The 15,563-nt window shown below is 63.0% G+C and carries 17 protein-coding genes; 9 read left to right on the top strand and 8 right to left on the bottom strand.

Annotated elements, in window-relative coordinates:
* The 4 genes from B4E36_RS04830 to B4E36_RS04815 form a co-directional block, all read right to left on the bottom strand.
* Positions 1-648: AMP-binding protein (locus B4E36_RS04830; RefSeq protein ID WP_345900051.1), on the bottom strand; the 648-nt coding region annotated here is incomplete at its 3' end.
* Positions 645-1,802, bottom strand: coding sequence for a thiolase domain-containing protein (locus B4E36_RS04825; RefSeq protein ID WP_292058205.1), 1,158 nt, complete (start codon positions 1,800-1,802; stop codon positions 645-647). The genes B4E36_RS04825 and B4E36_RS04830, both read right to left, overlap by 4 nt.
* 1 nt (position 1,803) lies before the next feature.
* Complete coding sequence (locus tag B4E36_RS04820; RefSeq protein WP_292058203.1) at positions 1,804-2,772, bottom strand: fumarylacetoacetate hydrolase family protein; 969 nt, start codon at positions 2,770-2,772, stop codon at positions 1,804-1,806.
* A 26-nt stretch (positions 2,773-2,798) separates the two neighbouring features.
* Positions 2,799-3,467 (bottom strand): TetR/AcrR family transcriptional regulator, encoded by a 669-nt coding sequence (locus tag B4E36_RS04815; RefSeq protein WP_292058202.1) that lies wholly within the window; start codon positions 3,465-3,467, stop codon positions 2,799-2,801.
* Between the two features lie 113 nt (positions 3,468-3,580).
* Between B4E36_RS04815 and B4E36_RS04810 the strand changes: the two genes are divergently transcribed.
* The 5 genes from B4E36_RS04810 to B4E36_RS04790 are packed head-to-tail and all read left to right on the top strand — an operon-like array spanning position 3,581 to position 8,168.
* The gene (locus B4E36_RS04810; protein WP_292058200.1) at positions 3,581-4,654 is read left to right on the top strand and encodes a C4-dicarboxylate TRAP transporter substrate-binding protein; all 1,074 of its coding nucleotides are present in this window, start codon (positions 3,581-3,583) and stop codon (positions 4,652-4,654) included.
* Between the two features lie 58 nt (positions 4,655-4,712).
* The gene (locus B4E36_RS04805) at positions 4,713-5,234 is read left to right on the top strand and encodes a TRAP transporter small permease subunit (RefSeq protein WP_292058198.1); all 522 of its coding nucleotides are present in this window, start codon (positions 4,713-4,715) and stop codon (positions 5,232-5,234) included.
* Positions 5,231-6,544 (top strand): TRAP transporter large permease, encoded by a 1,314-nt coding sequence (locus B4E36_RS04800; RefSeq protein ID WP_292058196.1) that lies wholly within the window; start codon positions 5,231-5,233, stop codon positions 6,542-6,544. Before B4E36_RS04805 ends, B4E36_RS04800 begins: the two co-directional genes overlap by 4 nt.
* Before the next feature lie 10 nt (positions 6,545-6,554).
* Positions 6,555-7,562, top strand: coding sequence for an MBL fold metallo-hydrolase (locus B4E36_RS04795; protein WP_292058194.1), 1,008 nt, complete (start codon positions 6,555-6,557; stop codon positions 7,560-7,562).
* Between the two features lie 18 nt (positions 7,563-7,580).
* The gene (locus B4E36_RS04790) at positions 7,581-8,168 is read left to right on the top strand and encodes a glutathione S-transferase family protein (RefSeq protein WP_345900050.1); all 588 of its coding nucleotides are present in this window, start codon (positions 7,581-7,583) and stop codon (positions 8,166-8,168) included.
* Here the strand turns inward: B4E36_RS04790 and B4E36_RS04785 are convergent.
* Together B4E36_RS04785 and B4E36_RS04780 are read right to left on the bottom strand one after the other, a co-directional pair.
* Positions 8,135-10,075: a sensor histidine kinase gene (locus B4E36_RS04785; protein WP_345900052.1), complete on the bottom strand. Its 1,941-nt coding sequence runs from the start codon at positions 10,073-10,075 to the stop codon at positions 8,135-8,137. The genes B4E36_RS04790 and B4E36_RS04785 overlap by 34 nt on opposite strands.
* Before the next feature lie 276 nt (positions 10,076-10,351).
* Positions 10,352-10,732, bottom strand: a complete 381-nt coding sequence (locus tag B4E36_RS04780; protein ID WP_292058493.1) for a DUF4189 domain-containing protein — start codon at positions 10,730-10,732, stop codon at positions 10,352-10,354.
* A 294-nt stretch (positions 10,733-11,026) separates the two neighbouring features.
* Between B4E36_RS04780 and B4E36_RS04775 the strand changes: the two genes are divergently transcribed.
* On the top strand, positions 11,027-11,746 hold the full coding sequence (locus B4E36_RS04775) for a response regulator transcription factor (RefSeq protein WP_292058496.1): 720 nt from the start codon (positions 11,027-11,029) through the stop codon (positions 11,744-11,746).
* Here the strand turns inward: B4E36_RS04775 and B4E36_RS04770 are convergent.
* Positions 11,739-12,938 (bottom strand): winged helix-turn-helix domain-containing protein, encoded by a 1,200-nt coding sequence (locus tag B4E36_RS04770; protein WP_292058499.1) that lies wholly within the window; start codon positions 12,936-12,938, stop codon positions 11,739-11,741. The genes B4E36_RS04775 and B4E36_RS04770 overlap by 8 nt on opposite strands.
* 150 nt (positions 12,939-13,088) lie before the next feature.
* Between B4E36_RS04770 and B4E36_RS04765 the strand changes: the two genes are divergently transcribed.
* The 3 genes from B4E36_RS04765 to B4E36_RS04755 are packed head-to-tail and all read left to right on the top strand — an operon-like array spanning position 13,089 to position 14,955.
* A complete protein-coding gene (locus B4E36_RS04765) occupies positions 13,089-13,766 on the top strand; it encodes an energy-coupling factor ABC transporter ATP-binding protein (protein WP_292058502.1) in 678 nt (225 codons plus the stop codon).
* Positions 13,766-14,386 (top strand): energy-coupling factor transporter transmembrane component T family protein, encoded by a 621-nt coding sequence (locus B4E36_RS04760; protein ID WP_018065429.1) that lies wholly within the window; start codon positions 13,766-13,768, stop codon positions 14,384-14,386. The genes B4E36_RS04765 and B4E36_RS04760 overlap by 1 nt, the downstream gene beginning before the upstream one ends.
* Positions 14,383-14,955, top strand: coding sequence for a biotin transporter BioY (locus B4E36_RS04755; protein WP_018065430.1), 573 nt, complete (start codon positions 14,383-14,385; stop codon positions 14,953-14,955). The genes B4E36_RS04760 and B4E36_RS04755 overlap by 4 nt, the downstream gene beginning before the upstream one ends.
* A gap of 30 nt (positions 14,956-14,985) precedes the next feature.
* Here the strand turns inward: B4E36_RS04755 and B4E36_RS04750 are convergent, their stop codons facing one another.
* Positions 14,986-15,384 (bottom strand): acyl-CoA thioesterase, encoded by a 399-nt coding sequence (locus B4E36_RS04750; protein ID WP_292058511.1) that lies wholly within the window; start codon positions 15,382-15,384, stop codon positions 14,986-14,988.
* Positions 15,385-15,563: the final 179 nt, after the last annotated feature.

The following is a 15,563-nucleotide window of genomic DNA, read 5'->3' as shown; positions in this document are numbered from 1 at the left end:
CGGGCAGATATGGCCCGCGCCGCGCAGCACGTGAACCAGCGCGTAGAGACCCGCGCCGTGGCTCATCGGCGCGGCGTAAAGCGCCGCATCGCTTTCTGTCACATCATCGACATCGGCGAGATAGCTGAGCGACATGTCGGCAAGCATGGCGTGGGTTATGATCACGCCCTTGGGCCTGCCGGTGGTGCCGGAGGTGTAGAACAGCCAAGCGAGTTCGCGCGGTCCGCGCTCCTCAGTCGTCATCGGCTGCATCTGTGTTGCGCGGGCGAATGTCTCGCCCGGCACAGTCAGTATCGCTGGAGCCTTGATGCCTGCGGCCAGGCTTTCGGAAACCAGCGCGAGCCGCGCGCCGGAATGTTCGATGATCCAGTTCGCCTCCTTCGGATGCAGCTTGGCGTTGACCGGCACCGCTGCCGCCCCCGCCTTCCAGATGCCGAACAGAGCGATCAGATATTCCGGGCTGTTCTTCATGAACAGCACGACCCGATCGCCCGGCGCAACACCCACTTCCTCGGCAAGAAAGCGCGCGAAGCCGCCGGCGCGCGCGTTAAACGCGGCGTAATCGGCCACCATTTCCGAGCCCAGCAGCAAGGCGGGTGCTGCGGGCCAGCGCTTGGCCGCGCGGTCGAGCCAGTGGGCGATGTTCATGTCGCCGCCGCCTCAAGCACCGAGGCATAATTGGCGACGCCAGAGCCGCCCATGTTGAAAACCAGCGCGCGCTCGGCGCCGGCGCGCTGCATGTCGCCCGCCTCGCCCAGAACCTGCCTTGCGGCCATGACATGCATCGAAACGCCGGTGGCGCCGACAGGATGGCCTTTGGCCTTCAGCCCGCCGGAAAGATTGACCGGCAAGATGCCGTCCCGCGCGACCCAGCCCTCCTCGATCGCCCGGTGGCCCTCGCCCGGTGCGGCAAGCCCCATCGCCTCGTAGACCATCAGTTCGGCGATTGTGAAGCAGTCATGCACCTCCGCCACATCGATATCGCTAATGCCGAGCCCTGCCGCCTCAAGCGCCTGCCGGATCGCCATCGCCGCCCCGGTGAGTTCCGTCGACGATCTGCGCGACATCGGCAGAAAATCGCTGACCTGGGAGCGTGCCCGGATGGCAACCGCCCGCGCGGCACCCCGCGCCGCCTCGTCGCGGATGACCACGAGCGCTGCCGCGCCATCGGAAATCAACGAGCAATCGGTGACCTTCAACGGATCGGCGATCATCGGGTTGCGCTCGGACACCTGCCGGCAGAAATCGAAATCGAGCGGCTTGTGCATCTGCGCCAGCGGGTTGGCCATGGCATTGGCGTGGTTCTTGACCGCGATGCGAGCAAGCGCATCCGTCCTGTCGCCATATTGGGCGGCATAGGCCCTTGCGAAGCGGGCGAAGATTTCAGGGAAGGAGACGCCAGCCTCCTCCCGCTGGTCGGACGCGCCGGCAAGCCCGGCGGTCACTTCCGGCGTGGTCAGATGGGCCATCTTCTCCACGCCGATCACCAGCGCCGCACCCACCCTGCCCGCCTCCACCGCATCGATGGCGCCCCATAGCGCCGCCGAGCCGGAGGCGCAGGCGTTTTCAAGCCGGGTCGCGGGCGTGAAACGCAGGTCGGGATCGATGTCGAGCGCCAGCGAGGAGGCGAAGGCATCGCCGACCATGCCGGAATTGAAGTGCCCGAGCCAGATTCCGCCGATTTCTGAAGCGGGAACGCCGGAATGCTCCAGCGCCTCCCTTCCCGCAGAAACCACGAGTTCGGGCAGCGTTTCGGCAAGCCGTCCAAAGGGCGTATGGCCCCAGCCGATGATGCGCGCCATCTCAGTCGACCTTGACCAGCCTGTTGCGCAGGATGCCGATACCCTCGACCTCGAGTTCGACGACATCGCCCGGCGACAGGAAGCGCATATGTTCGAGCCCGCAGCCGTTGCCGACCGTGCCGGAGCCCAGAAACTCACCGGGCCGCAGCGTTTCGGATGCAGAGACGTGCTCGATCACCTGTTCGAAGCTCCAGAACATCGTGCCGGTATTGCCGTGACCCCATTCCTCGCCATTGACGCGGCAGATCATGGTCTTGTCGTAGGGGTTGCCGAATTCATCCGCCGTCACCAGGCACGGGCCCATCGGGTTGGCGGTGTCGAAATCCTTGCCCTTGGCGGGGCCGAGCTGGCCGCCCATTTCGGCGGTCTGGGCATCGCGGGCGGTGAAATCGTTGAAGATCGTGTAGCCGAAGATATAGGGACGGGCGTCGGCGGCCTTGATGTCCTTGGCGGTCTTGCCGATGTAAATCCCGAATTCCAGCTCGAAATCCATGAATTTGGAATAGCTGGGCCAGATCACATCGGTTTCGTGGCCGACGACGGAGAAGCGATTGGCCTTGTAGTAGATCGGCTGTTCGTAAAAGGTTTCCGGCACCGAGAGAATGCCCTTGCGGGCCATCTCCGCCTCCGCCTCTTCCGGATTGTCGAACTGCCGGGCACGCAGCTTGCGGGCCTGCTGGAAGGCCTGTTTCAGATGAGTTTCGAAGCAGAGGCAATCGCGCATCTGGATCGGCGGCTCGATGGGCGCCATCAGCCTGACGGCACTCCGTTCCAGCATATGGCCGTTCGCTGCCGAGGCCTCGGCCTGCCGGGCGCGTTCGAGTGCCGCGTCACCGCCCTCGATCAGCCCCTGGATCGAGGCAATGGCCCCGTCGGTGGCGGCGGCGAGATCGAGGATGCGTTCGCCATCGCCGAGAAGCGCGCCGGGGCGGCCGACGCCGTCGCCGCGATCATAAGTCACCAGTTTCATTGCATTTCCTCCCAAGAAAACATGATTTAGCTATTGGCTGTCTGGCTCCGGTCGCGATGTTTGAGACCGGCGGTCAGCATCGCGACGATATGGGTGGCCGCCGCAGCGGTATCGGCCGAATCCGCGGTGCCTCCGGAAAGGCGCGCCATGCGGCCATTGTCCATCATTACGATCATCATCGCGCCGAGCATGGTCTGGTAGGCCCAGTTCACCTCGGCCCTTGTCCAGTCCGGAAAACATTCCGCAAGCGCGTCGAGCATCATCTCGGCCACCGGATCGAACATCTCGCGGAAGATCCCGCGCCCCTCCGAACTTGGATCGGAAAGCTCGCGGGCGAGGATACGGCCGAAGGCGCCATCGTTGGCGTTATCGCGCAGGCCGAACATCGGCACGATCAGCGCCTTGACCACGAGTTCCACGCGCTTGTCCCAATCGGCCTCCGAACGGGCAAGCTGGAGCCCGACAACGCGCTGGCCGCGGATCGCCGGCGACCGGGTTTCGAAAATGGCGCGGTAAAGCCCTTCCTTGGAGCCGAAATGATAGTTGATCAGGGCCACCGGCACATCGGCGCGAGCGGCGATCTTGCGCACCGTCGTCGCGTCGTAGCCGTATTTGCCGAACACGGCTTCGCCGGCCGAAAGGATTTTCTCTTTCGACGTCGCACCCTGTTTTTCTTGGTTTTTTGGCTCGTTCACGCTGCTTTCCCGTCCTGAATTGAACAAACAATAAAAAAGGTTGAACAGTTGTTCAAGTCCTATTATCCTTTTTTGTGGAGGCACCGGCAACGGTGACAATCAGGGAGGATTTCATGAACCGAATTATCACCACACTTGCGCTTTCAGGCGGCGTCGCGCTCGCAGCTCTCTCACCGGCGATGGCCCAGGAGACGCTGCGTCTCACCATCGCATCGGGGCACCCGGAGGTGTTTCTCTGGGTCAAGCACATGCACGAGACCTTCATTCCCACGGTCAATGAAGCGCTCGCCGAAAAGGGCGACCTGCAGATCGAATGGACCGAGGCCTATGGCGGTACGCTGATGAAGCTCGGCTCGGAAGCGGAGGCGCTTGAGACCGGCATTGCCGATGTCGCGATGGCCTCCGGCGTGTTCGATCCCGCCGGCATGGGCATACTCAATATCACCTACGCCATGCCCTTCGGCCCGATCGATCCGGAGATGGTCACCTCGGCGGTCGAGAAGGCGCTTTACGGCACCGAAGGCCTGATCGACCAGCTCACGGATGAAACCGGCGTCGTCTATATCGGCGGCGGCGTGGCGATCGACGGCTACAACATTGCCGCCAAGCGCCCGATCCGGACCCGCGCGGACATGGACGGCATGCGCATCGGCGGTGCCGGGCCGAACCTTGCCTGGCTGAATTCCACCGGCGCGGTCGGCGTCCAGGGCAGCTACGTCACCTTCTACAACGACATCTCGACCGGGGTTTACGACGGCAATATCGGCTGGATGACGGCCAATGTTCCAGCCCGCATCTACGAGGTCGCGCCCTACTGGAACCGCACCGATTTCGGCGCGATGTATATCGGCGGGCTCGGCGTTGCCGAACGGATATGGGACGAATTCTCCGACGACACCAAGGACGCCTTCCGCAAGGGCGCGGAAGCCTATTCCAAAGCCTTCTTCGCGGAGCAGTCGGCAAAATACGCAGCCAATGAAAAGACCATGCTTGAGGGCGGCGGCGAGGAAATCAAGATGGAGCCCGCCGAACGCCAGGCCTGGATCGACGGCATGGACAACCCGGTGACGGCATGGCGCGAGGCGGCGCTCGCCCGCGGCGAGCCGGTGGACGAGATGCTCGAAATCTACCGCGACACGCTGGCCGAAGACGGCTTCACCTTCCCGCGCGACTATCTCGCCGAATAATCCGGCGCGGCCCGGCATGCATTGCCGGGCCCGTCCGAAGACCAATCTGGAGAAAATCATGGCAAATGCACGCGGCCGGCCGGGCCTGCTGCTTGGCCCCGTTGTCGCCGGGCTCAACGCCCTTGGCTCGGTCTGGATCCTTGGCCTGATGCTGCTGATCTGCGCCGACATCATCATGCGCGGCGTCTTCAACGCGCCGATCGCGGGCGTAGCCGAAATGGTGGCCTTTTCCATCGTCGGCATCGTGTTCCTGCAATTGGCCCACACGCTGCGCAGCGGATCGCTGACCCGATCCGATCTGCTGCTGATCGTCGCCGAGCGCCACAGCCCGCGGCTGAAAGGCTTCCTGCTGGCGCTCTACAATCTCGCAGGTGCCGGCATTCTGGCGATCGCGCTCTGGCATTTCCTGCCGTCATTCCTCAGCGCCTGGGACAGGCCGGAGCGGCATTTCATGGGCAATCCCGGCTTCTTCCAGATACCGACATGGCCGCTTTACGGGCTGATGAGCATCGGCATGGCGGCGACCATCCTGCAATTCCTGGCGAACTCTCTCGCCGCCCTGAAGGGAGAGGCCGTATGAGCGGCGTTGAAATCGCGCTCGGCTCGGTCGCCCTGATGCTGGTCCTCATCTATGCCGGGCTGCATGTCGCGATTGCGCTGATCCTCGTCAGTTTTGTCGGCGTCTGGGTGCTGAAGGACAATTTCGATCTCGCCGCCAACATGCTGGTCCTCGCCTTCAAGGATTCGATCACCGACCAGCTTTTCGGCGTGGTGCCGCTGTTCGTGCTGATGGGGCTGGTGGTCTCGATCTCCGGCATGGGCCGCGACACGTTCGATGTCGCGCAACAGGCCTTCCGGCGCATTCGCGGCGGGCTCGGGGTCGCGACCGTGGCGGCGAACGCCGTGTTCGCGGCGATCACCGGCATCTCGATCGCATCTGCCGCCGTATTCACCAAGGTCGCCGTGCCGGAGATGCGCGCCAGGGGCTATACGCCCGAATTCTCGGTCGGTGTGGTGGCCGGCTCCTCGGTGCTCGGCATGCTGATCCCGCCATCGCTGCTGTTCATCCTCTACGGCATCCTGACGGAGCAATCGGTCGGCTCGCTGTTCATCGCCGGCGTGCTGCCCGGCCTGCTCTTGGCGGTCACCTACAGCATCGGCATCATCGCCATGGCGCATCTCAGGCCGGGCTTCGTCGGCGGCCAGATGGCGCAGGAATTCGACGCCCCGCATATGGGCTGGGGCGAGATCGCAGCCAAACTGCTGCCGATCGCAGCCCTTGTGGCCCTCGTGCTCGGCGGCATCTATGGCGGCCTGTTCACGCCGACGGAGGCGGGCGGCGCGGGTGCCGCCGGGGCGCTCGCGATCGCGATCGTCAAGCGCCGCCTCAACTGGCGCGATTTCTGGCAGGTTCTGGTCCAGACCGGCCACACCACCGCATCGATCTGTTTCCTGATCATCGGCGCCAGCCTCTATTCGCGCATGCTCGCCTTCACCGGCATGCCGGGCTGGCTGGGCCGCACGGTGCTGGAGGCCGGATTTTCGACCGAGGGCGTGGTGCTGGCGATGGTCGTTGTCATGGTGCTGCTCGGCACCATTCTCGACAGTTCCTCGATCATGCTGCTGGTGCTGCCGATCGCGGTTCCGATCCTGAACGGTCTCGGCGTCGACCTGATCTGGCTCGGCGTGATCGCGATCCTCGCCGTCGAGATCGGCCTTCTGACGCCGCCCTTCGGCATCGCCGTCTACGTCATCAAATCAACGCTCGGTCCGGACAGCGACATCACGCTCGGGCAGATCTTCCGCGGCGCGGCCCCGTTCGCGCTGATGATGCTGTTCGTGCTCGCGCTCGTATTCCTGTTCCCGGCCATCGCCACCGCACTGCTTTAGGGAGAAAGAAATGTCCAGATGGAAATATACCAAGGGTCTACACGATCTCGGCAATGGCTGCTGGGGCTATCTGGTGCCGGACGGTTCATGGGGCTGGTCCAATGCCGGGCTGATCGCCGATGGCGAGGCCACCCTGCTTGTCGACACGTTGTTCGACCTGAAATGCACCGCCGACATGCTGGCCGAGATGCGCAACGCCGTGCCGGCGTCGGAAAAGATCGGCATCCTGGTCAATACCCATGCCGATGGCGACCACACCTTCGGCAATCAGTTGGTCAAGGGCGCGCGCATTATCGGCACCGAGGGCACGGTCAGCGATTTCAACCGCTTCGACCCCAAGGTCCTGCTCGCGGTTCAAAACGATCCGAAGAAATTCGGCCGCTCCGGTGAGTTCATGGCCGAATGCTTCCGCCCGTTCGATTTCTCCGGCATCGAACTGACGCCGCCGACCGAGACCTTCAAGGACCGCATGACCATCAAGGTCGGCAACAAGACGGTGGAGCTGATCGAGGTCGGTCCCTCCCATTCGCTCGGCGACGCGTTGATCTACGTGCCGGAGGACAAGGTTCTCTACACCGGCGACATCCTGTTTTCCGCCGGCACGCCGATCGCCTGGTACGGGCCGATCGCCCGCTGGATCAATGTCTGCAACATGGTGCTGGACATGGATGTCGAGATCATCGTCGCCGGCCATGGCCCGCTGTCCACCAAGGAAGACGTGCGCAAGATGCGCGACTACCTGCTCGAAATTACCGAGAAGGCTCGTCCGTTCTACGAGCAGGGCGTGGATTATCTCGACGCCGCATACAAGATCGAACTCGGCGAATATCGCGACTGGAACGACGCCGAGCGCGTTGTCGTGACGCTGCGAACGCTGTATGACGATTTCGACAATGCGCCGATCCGACCCAACCGCGTGCCCATCCCCTTCTTCGAGGAGATGAAGGATATGCGCGAAAGCCTCGGGAAACCGCCGGTGCATCACGAATATTGCAGCCATGATCATCATGATCACTGAGTCATTCGGGAGTTATCCATGAAGCTGTTCCACGCGCCCGGCGCCTGTTCCGACGGGATTGTTCTGCTCCTCGACATCATCGGCGTACCTTACGAAATTCACGAGCTCGACGTGAGGAAAGGCGATCAGCGCCAACCCGACTATCTCGCGATCAACCCGAAGGGCAAGGTTCCCGCATTGTTGCGCGACGATGGCAGGCTGCTCACGGAGTTTCCGGCGATCGCCTTCTGGCTTGCCCGCAAATATCCCGAGGCCGAACTGCTGCCGACGGACCCCGATGGCGAGGCAAGGGCGCTGGAGCTGCTCGATTTCATCGTCTCGTCGATCCATATGCGCGGCACGGCGCTGGTGCAGCGGCCATCGGCTTTCGCCAGTTCCGCCGAGGCGCAGGAAGAGGTCAAGGCGATGGGCCGGCAGGCCATCGAGCGGGGGCTTTCGCAGCTTGACAGGGAACTGGGCGATCAGAAATTCCTGATGGGTGATCGCTTCACCCTGCCGGACGCAGCCGCCTATTACGTGCTGAGCTGGCAACCCCGATACCAGGTGCCGCTCGGAAAACGACTGGAGTCTTACTACGCGCGGCTTTCCAGACTCGCTCCGGCCTGAGCGATCGGAAAGGAAAGCATAACGATCGTTCCCCCGCCTTCGACGCTTTCGATATCAATGGCGGCGGCGTGGGCGGTGGCGATGCGCGACACCAGCGACAGCCCCATGCCGGTGCCCTTTATCCTGCTTGTATTGGAACCGCGCACCCTGGCCTGCAGCACCTTGCCGATTTCGTCGCTCGGAATGCCTATTCCCTGATCCTCAACGGCAATCCGGACATTGCCGCCGACAATCTCAACGGACAGCATGACCGATCCATTGCCGGTCGGCCCCGAATACTTCACCGCATTTTCGAGAAGATTGACCAGCGCCAGATTGACCATATCGGCATCGACGCAGATCGCCGCCCCGACCGCATCCTCCGTGATATCCACGGTAATGGTGGCATCCGGCATCAGGTCCCGGCTTCTGCGGGCGGCATCGAGCACGATCATGCTGACCGGCGTGGCGGTTGCCTCCGGCTCCAGCGCCAGGCCTTGCACCCGGCTGCGCTCCAGATTGATTTCAAGCACTTCGACCAGACGGGCAATGCCGCGCCGTATCCGCGCGATCCGCAGATGGTTGGCCTTGTCATCGTCCCTGAGCCCGAGTTCCATCGTATCGACGCTGGACCGGATCGAGGCGAGCGGCGTACGATACTGGTGCGAGATCACCTCCATGAAACGGACCTGGTTTTTCTGCTGCTGGAGCTCGGCTTCGAGCGCGGCCTCGGCGGTGCGTTTTGCCTCTGCGAGTTCGGCGGTGCGTATTTCGACCATTTCAGCCGCCCGCTGCCCGGCGCTGCGGGCGGCCTGGAGCGCTTTTTCCTGCAGGGCGGAGTTCAGGTGATGGGCGGCTCTGAGCCGCCAGCTCAGCATGGCAGTGAGGAGCAGCGCCTCCAGCAGGCAGGCAATGGCGTAGCCCTTTGAGGCCCAGTCGGGCAGGCCCGGCACATTCCAGTAATAGAGCAGCATGACAGTCATTCCGACCCACAGCACCAGGAAGGCGGCGGCGCGCAGATAGCTTGCCCAGTCTCCCGGCCTGATCGTCACCAACCCGTAGATGGCCGCAAGCGTGACGCAGGCCAGTATGAAGATGTTGCGCACCGGCGCTGTGTAGAGGTTGAGTCCGACGAAAATCGAAAGCGTGGAAACAAGGCCGACTGCGCCGGAGATGACGCAGACCCAATACATCCAGTGGCGCGGACTGGTGAGGTCGAACGCCCGCATCGTCGTCATCGCGCCGGCCAACAAGCCGAAGGACGAAAAGAAGGCCAGAAACAGATCATTGCCTCTGCCGCCCTCGGAAAACAGCAGCCGCGCATAACCGAGACTGCCCATATGATAGGCTGCCGCCGAGATCGTGCTGAGCGCTAGAAACAGATAGAGCGGATCGGGATCAGAGCGATAGAGCATGAGCTGGGTGACAAGCAGCAGCGCCATGCATCCGATCACGGCGCCGCCGACCGTGGAGACCAGCGCCTTGTGCATCAGATAGTCTCTCGGCTGATAGAACCGCACATTCAACATCATCATGACATTGGGAGAGGCAGCGCGGATATAGATCACCTTCGGAATGCCGGCGCCGAGTTCGAGCGCCACCGCATCCTCGAAACCGGACAAGGCGTCATCGGAAAGCGGCCGGCCCGCGCCGAGACCGAAATGAGCGAAATCCGCCACCGACAGGCCGGGGCGTTCATCGGCTGCATAGATGTCCACGAACTCGACGAAGGTCGGAGTCAGCGCCATGACCGCCCGCATCGTCTTTTCGGATGAGATGGTAACCCGCAGCCATACCGCATCTGTGGTGAACTGTGCCGGAATCCCGTGATTTTTCACCGGCCTGAAGTTGGCGTCGCCTCCGATAATATCAGCCAGAGTCAAAGTCGCTGAAGGATCGGCGAAAATCGCGAATTCCGGTTCGGACATCACATCGGCGCGCGCCGGACCGACGGCCGCAAGCATCGCGGCAACAAGCACTGAAAACACGCAGAACAGAAGACGGCATTGATGGCGCAAACGCGATTTTCTCCCTCATATCCGGCTTGGCCGGAGCATCGCCTCAACGAGACGCCGGCGGCGCAGCGAAGGCGGCATGCGCCCCGGCGTCGCTGCCGCTGCGACCATTATAGCCAAGCAATGATGAGGCGCGTTGCGTCAAGACGAAATCGCCCCGAGCGCCGGACGAAAACCTGATCACCGCTGCTATTCGAGGTTCGACGGCGCGCAGTAAGTGTCGTGAATGTTGCAGCCTTCCGCGCCACCCTCGGCGCATTTTGCCATGGCCTCATCCTGGGAGGCCTGCCTGCTGGAACCCGCGCCGATTCCCATCGCGGCCCTGCTCGTCGCCCGCGCGAGCGAAACGCACATATCCGCGCCCGAAAAGGCAATCTCGCAGTCGCCGGCGCCGCCCTTGCCGCATTCCGACATCGCCTTGTCGCTAGCCGCCGATTCGGAGTCCGCTTCGGCAAAGCCGACATCCTGGGTGGAGTTGCTATAGGCAACCGCAACATTGGAGCCCGCGAATGCCGCGGCCGGCAGCGCCCATATTGCCGCGACGACGACCATTTCCAGAAACTTTTTCATGTGTCCCCCGATCCGAAACCGCTGAAACCGCCGGCAGCGTCCCCGGCACTTTGTTCATGCTAAAATAAATATTTACCCGCATCAAATATAAACCACGCCAATGCTGCCCACGATCCAGGAAATAAAGTAATACAATGTAACGAAACATGACGCGACGATCTGGAAACTGGAGCGAAGCCGACCTCGGGCCGCCTCATCCTGACGGCAGGCTTTGACATGTCAGCAAAGCCGTACATTAAATATGTCCCGACGCATGCCTCATCACATCTCGCTCAAGGGGAGCCCCATCACACAATGGCTGGCCAGACACAAAAGGCAGAAGGCGACGCACACGGAATCCGCATTCTTCTCGTGGAGGATGAGCGGGATTTGCGGCAGAGCTTCGCCGACTACCTGACGATGCGGGGCAACACGGTGACGGAAGCGAGTTCCGGGCTCGAATTTTACCGGGCACTGCGAAAACAGAAGTTCGATGTCGCCATCATCGACGTCAACCTGCCCGATATCAGCGGTTTCGAACTTGCCGAGGAACTTGCCAAGGAAACCGAAGGCGTGGGCATCGTGATGCTGACGGCCCGTGCCGGCCGCGAGGACCGTATCAGCGGCTATAGCGCCGGCGCCGATCTCTATCTGACGAAACCGGTTGATGGCGATGAACTGCTTCTGGCGGTCAACAATCTGGCGCGTCGCCTCTCCGAAAAGACCTCCGTTGCAGCAGTCCCCTGGAAGCTCGATACGGTCGGCTACACGCTGACCGCGCCCGACGGCACCCGGATCGAGCTTACCGGCCGGGAGCTCGATTTCCTGAAACTGCTTGCCGATGGCGGCGGCAATCCGGTCAGCCGCGCTGTACTGTCCGCCGAGCTTGGCTATGACGACCGGCCGGAGGCGCGCGGCATCGACGCGATCATTCAAAGGCTGAAGCACAAGGCCGGGGCGATCGACATGGACCTGCCGATCAAGACGATTCGCCTCGTCGGCACCAGCTTCACCGCGACGGTCGAGATCAGATAGCCTCGTCCCGCCAACCCGGCAGGTAGTCGACCTTATCGACACCGGTGAAACGGGCGAGGCGCGCAAGCTCGGCGTCGAGCTTTTCCAAACGGCCGGAAGAGGCCCGCACGCCCGGCTCCAGCCACAGCCTGCGGACGTCGAGCGAGGAACGCTTGCGGTCGGCCTTCATGTCGATCCGTCCGATCATGCGGTCGCCCTCGATCAGCGGAAAGACGTAATAGCCGTATTGCCGCTTCGGCTCCGGCACGAAGACCTCGATGCGATAGGAAAAGCCGAACAGCCGTTCCGCCCGCGCCCGGTCGCGCAGCAGCGGATCGAACGGGCTCAAGACGCGCACCCGCGAGGGCGGTTCCGGCACGTCGAACAGAACCGGCATCTCCTCGGCAAGCGCCACCGCCGCGCGCGGCCTGCCGCCGTCGACGGTTTCCACCTGCACCTCGGCGAGTTGGTCCGCATTGGCATCCACCCAATCCTTCGCCTCCTGCGGCGTGACGACGGCGAAAAAGGCGGCGATCTCGCCGGAGGTCGCGAAGCCAAGCCGGGTGAGCGCGGCGCGGCAGGCCCAGTCGACAAATTCCGCGTGGTCAACTTCCTCAAGGCGATACTGGCCGGGTATCACCCGCTCAGCCAGATCGTAGGCCTTCTGGAAATTATGCCTGTGGCAGATCGCGAAATGGCCGGTGCGCCAGTGATATTCCAGCGCGGTCTTGGCTGGATGCCAGTTCCACCAGCCGCCGGAAACGTGATCGTCCTGCTTCAGTTCGCGCGCGAAGATCGGGCCGTTCGCCCGCACCTGTTCATAGGTGTGCTCGAACGCGGCGGCAAAGTCCTCCCCGTGCCATTTGCGCCAGCGCTCCTGCAGACGCTCCTCCTCGCGCCGGAAACGGTGTTTCCAATAGGGATAGAACCGCATCGGAATGATGGAGGCGTCGTGGGTCCAGTGCTCGAACAACGCCCGGTCGCGCTCCAAGAGCGCGGTCAGATGCTCGCGGCGAAAGGTCTGGTTGCGCGAAAACAGGATCAGGTCATGCGCACGCTCGACCGTGCGGATCGAGTCGACCTGCACGAAGCCGATCGTCTCGATCAGATCGAGAAGCCCGGCCTTGTCCATCGCCCTGCCGGGCGGAATGGAGAGCCCCTGTCGGGCGAGGAAGATGCGCCGGGCATCGGCGTTGGAGATCGTGATGGTCATGGCGCGAGCCTAATCCGATTCGGACAAAATAAGAACATCCTATCCGCGCCGCCCTGACGCGACGTCCCGGCAACCTGTGCAGCAGCGGGAACGACCCTTCCGGAACCGGACTTTCATGCCTATAAGAGGAAAAAATGTCCGGGGGCGAGATTGCAGATCGAATTCATTGAGGCCGGCGTAACGCATGAAGGCCGCACGGCGCTTCATCCGCTGACGCTGACGCTGACCGGCCGCAGGGTCGGCGTGATCGGCCTCAACGGCTCCGGCAAGACCACCTTCGCGCGGCTGATCAACGGCCTGACCCAGCCCACGACCGGCACTGTCGCGGTCAACGGCCGCGATACTGTTTCCGAAACGCAAGCGGTGATGGCGGACGCAGGCTTTGTGTTCCAGTCGCCGCAGAACCAGATCATCCTGCCGATCCTTCAGGACGATATCGAACTGGGATTGAAGGCGCGCGGCGTTGCCAAGGCTGAAGTGCCCGAGCGCGCGCAGGAGGCACTCGGCCGGCTCGGCATCGCCCATCTCGCCAGACGCCGCGCCCATGAGCTTTCCGGCGGGGAACTTCAGCTTGCCGCCCTTGCCGCCGTGCTTGCCACACGTCCCTCTCTGGTGATCCTCGACGAGCCGACCAACCAGCTCGATCTCAAGAACCGTCGCCGCGTCGCCGATACGATCGCGGCGCTTGACGAGGATGTCATTATCATCTCCCACGATCTATCCATCCTGGGCGGTTTCGATCGGGTGCTGCTGTTTCACGAGGGGCGACTTGCCGGAGACGGCGCGCCGGAAGACGTCATCGCGCGATACGAGGCGATGAACCGCTGATGCAATCGCTCTATGTCGAAGCAGACAGTATTCTCCACCGCATGGCCCCGGGCGTGAAGCTTGGCGGGCTGGTCATCTTTTCGCTCGCCGTGTTCTTCACGGCAAACCTTTGGGGGCTGGCCGGTTTCGCCGCCGTCGCAGCATTTGCCTATTTCACTTTGCCGATCAGACTGCGTCCGGCTCTGGCCCGGCTGGTGCCGATGGCGCTCGCCGTCCTGCTCGTCGGCGGCTTCAGCCTGATCTTCAATCCCTGGGAGCAGGCGCTGGTCTCCGTGCTCAGGCTTTCGGCGCTGATGCTGGCGGCCGCCGCCATCACGGCAGCGACCTCCGTGCCGGACTTTATCGACACGATCACGCGCGCCGCCCGGCCGCTCGAGAAGACCGGGCTGGTGCGCGCGGCCGATATCGGGCTGGCGGTCGGGCTTGTCATCCGCTTCGTGCCGGATATTCTCTCCCGCTATGGCGCGATCCGCGATGCCCACCGGGCCCGGGGGATACGGTTTCGCCCGCGGGGCGCGATTGTCCCGCTGATCATCTTGACCCTGCGCGATGCCGACAGTATCGCCGACGCCATCGATGCCCGCGGCATTCGCGGAGAAGACAGAAGGAACGTCAAATGAACTCGCGTGATCTGGTTCTGGTGTCGCTTTTCGCGGCCATCATCGTGGCGCTCGGCCTGCTGCCGGCCATACCGCTCGCCTTCATTCCCGTGCCGATCACCGCGCAGACGCTCGGCGTCATGCTCGCCGGCCTGATCCTCGGGCGCAGGCGCGGCGCGGCGGCCGTGCTGGTGGTGTTCGTGCTGGTCGCGATCGGGCTTCCCGTGCTTGCCGGCGGGCGCGGCGGCCTCGGCAGTTTCGCGGCTCCGACGGCAGGCTTCCTCATCGGCTGGCTGCCGGCGGCCTATGTCGCGGGCGCGCTTGCCGAATATGCGGCGGAAACCGATCATGCGCTGCGCCAGACCTTCGGCTTCTTCATCGCGGCCTTCGCCGGCGGCATCGTGGTCGTCTATTTCTTCGGCATCGCCTGGCTCGCCTATGGCATCGGCATGGGCATTTCCCCTGCCGTCGCAGGCTCCATGGGCTTCATCCCGGGCGATATCATCAAGGCGGTGCTGGCGGCGCTCGCCGCGCGCGCGGTGATGGTCGGTTATCCGCTGCTGCCGAAAAGCCTCTCCAACGAGGCCTGATGTACGGAACCAGCATCGGCCGGCCCCGCGCTAATCGAGAAACGAAAACAGCCAGTCCCGTGTCGCTTCCGGCAGCGGGGCCGGTTCGCCATTCACACGATTGACCGCCGTCCACAGCAGTTCGACCTCGGCGGCGATGTGATTGCCGGCCTGCACCGCGACATTGAAGCCGATCGACTTGCCGCCGATCTTGGCCGCGCGCACCACCAGATCCGCGGTCTCGCCGTTCTTCAACCCACGATAAAACGTGCAGCCGACCTTGCGGACCACATAGGCGGGTTCGTTCTCCACCTCCGGACGATACTGCCAGAACCGCGCAAGCGCTTCCTCGGCATGCTCGATATAGGCGGCGGTGTGCATGCGCCCATGCATATCGATATCGCGATAGGGAACGCGAAGTTCCGTTCTTTCAGGATGAAGCTCATCCATCGGCCACACCTTCCCGGCGCAAGAGGCGCCGTTACGCACGTTTTCACCGGCTCCTCGCAAGCACGCAGGCGCGCTGCAATGCGAAAAAGCTCAGCACTCTATAGAACCTTTCCAAGTCAAACGCCATGATATGGTTATCTAATACCAAGGACCGATGATTAGAACCCATATGACCGGAG

Origin of the sequence: Martelella sp. UBA3392, assembly GCF_002358775.1 — a bacterium.
GTDB lineage: Bacteria > Pseudomonadota > Alphaproteobacteria > Rhizobiales > Rhizobiaceae > Martelella > Martelella mediterranea.
This window is presented reverse-complemented; position numbering and strand designations above follow the sequence as displayed.

Coding starts and splice junctions, on each gene's coding strand:
- B4E36_RS04825 (WP_292058205.1), bottom strand. CDS start 1,802: ATGGCGCGCATCATCGGCTGGGGCCATACGCCCTTTGGACGGCTTGCC.
- B4E36_RS04820 (WP_292058203.1), bottom strand. CDS start 2,772: ATGAAACTGGTGACTTATGATCGCGGCGACGGCGTCGGCCGCCCCGGC.
- B4E36_RS04810 (WP_292058200.1), top strand. CDS start 3,581: ATGAACCGAATTATCACCACACTTGCGCTTTCAGGCGGCGTCGCGCTC.
- B4E36_RS04805 (WP_292058198.1), top strand. CDS start 4,713: ATGGCAAATGCACGCGGCCGGCCGGGCCTGCTGCTTGGCCCCGTTGTC.
- B4E36_RS04800 (WP_292058196.1), top strand. CDS start 5,231: ATGAGCGGCGTTGAAATCGCGCTCGGCTCGGTCGCCCTGATGCTGGTC.
- B4E36_RS04795 (WP_292058194.1), top strand. CDS start 6,555: ATGTCCAGATGGAAATATACCAAGGGTCTACACGATCTCGGCAATGGC.
- B4E36_RS04790 (WP_345900050.1), top strand. CDS start 7,581: ATGAAGCTGTTCCACGCGCCCGGCGCCTGTTCCGACGGGATTGTTCTG.
- B4E36_RS04785 (WP_345900052.1), bottom strand. CDS start 10,075: ATGTCCGAACCGGAATTCGCGATTTTCGCCGATCCTTCAGCGACTTTG.
- B4E36_RS04780 (WP_292058493.1), bottom strand. CDS start 10,732: ATGAAAAAGTTTCTGGAAATGGTCGTCGTCGCGGCAATATGGGCGCTG.
- B4E36_RS04775 (WP_292058496.1), top strand. CDS start 11,027: ATGGCTGGCCAGACACAAAAGGCAGAAGGCGACGCACACGGAATCCGC.
- B4E36_RS04770 (WP_292058499.1), bottom strand. CDS start 12,938: ATGACCATCACGATCTCCAACGCCGATGCCCGGCGCATCTTCCTCGCC.
- B4E36_RS04760 (WP_018065429.1), top strand. CDS start 13,766: ATGCAATCGCTCTATGTCGAAGCAGACAGTATTCTCCACCGCATGGCC.
- B4E36_RS04755 (WP_018065430.1), top strand. CDS start 14,383: ATGAACTCGCGTGATCTGGTTCTGGTGTCGCTTTTCGCGGCCATCATC.
- B4E36_RS04750 (WP_292058511.1), bottom strand. CDS start 15,384: ATGGATGAGCTTCATCCTGAAAGAACGGAACTTCGCGTTCCCTATCGC.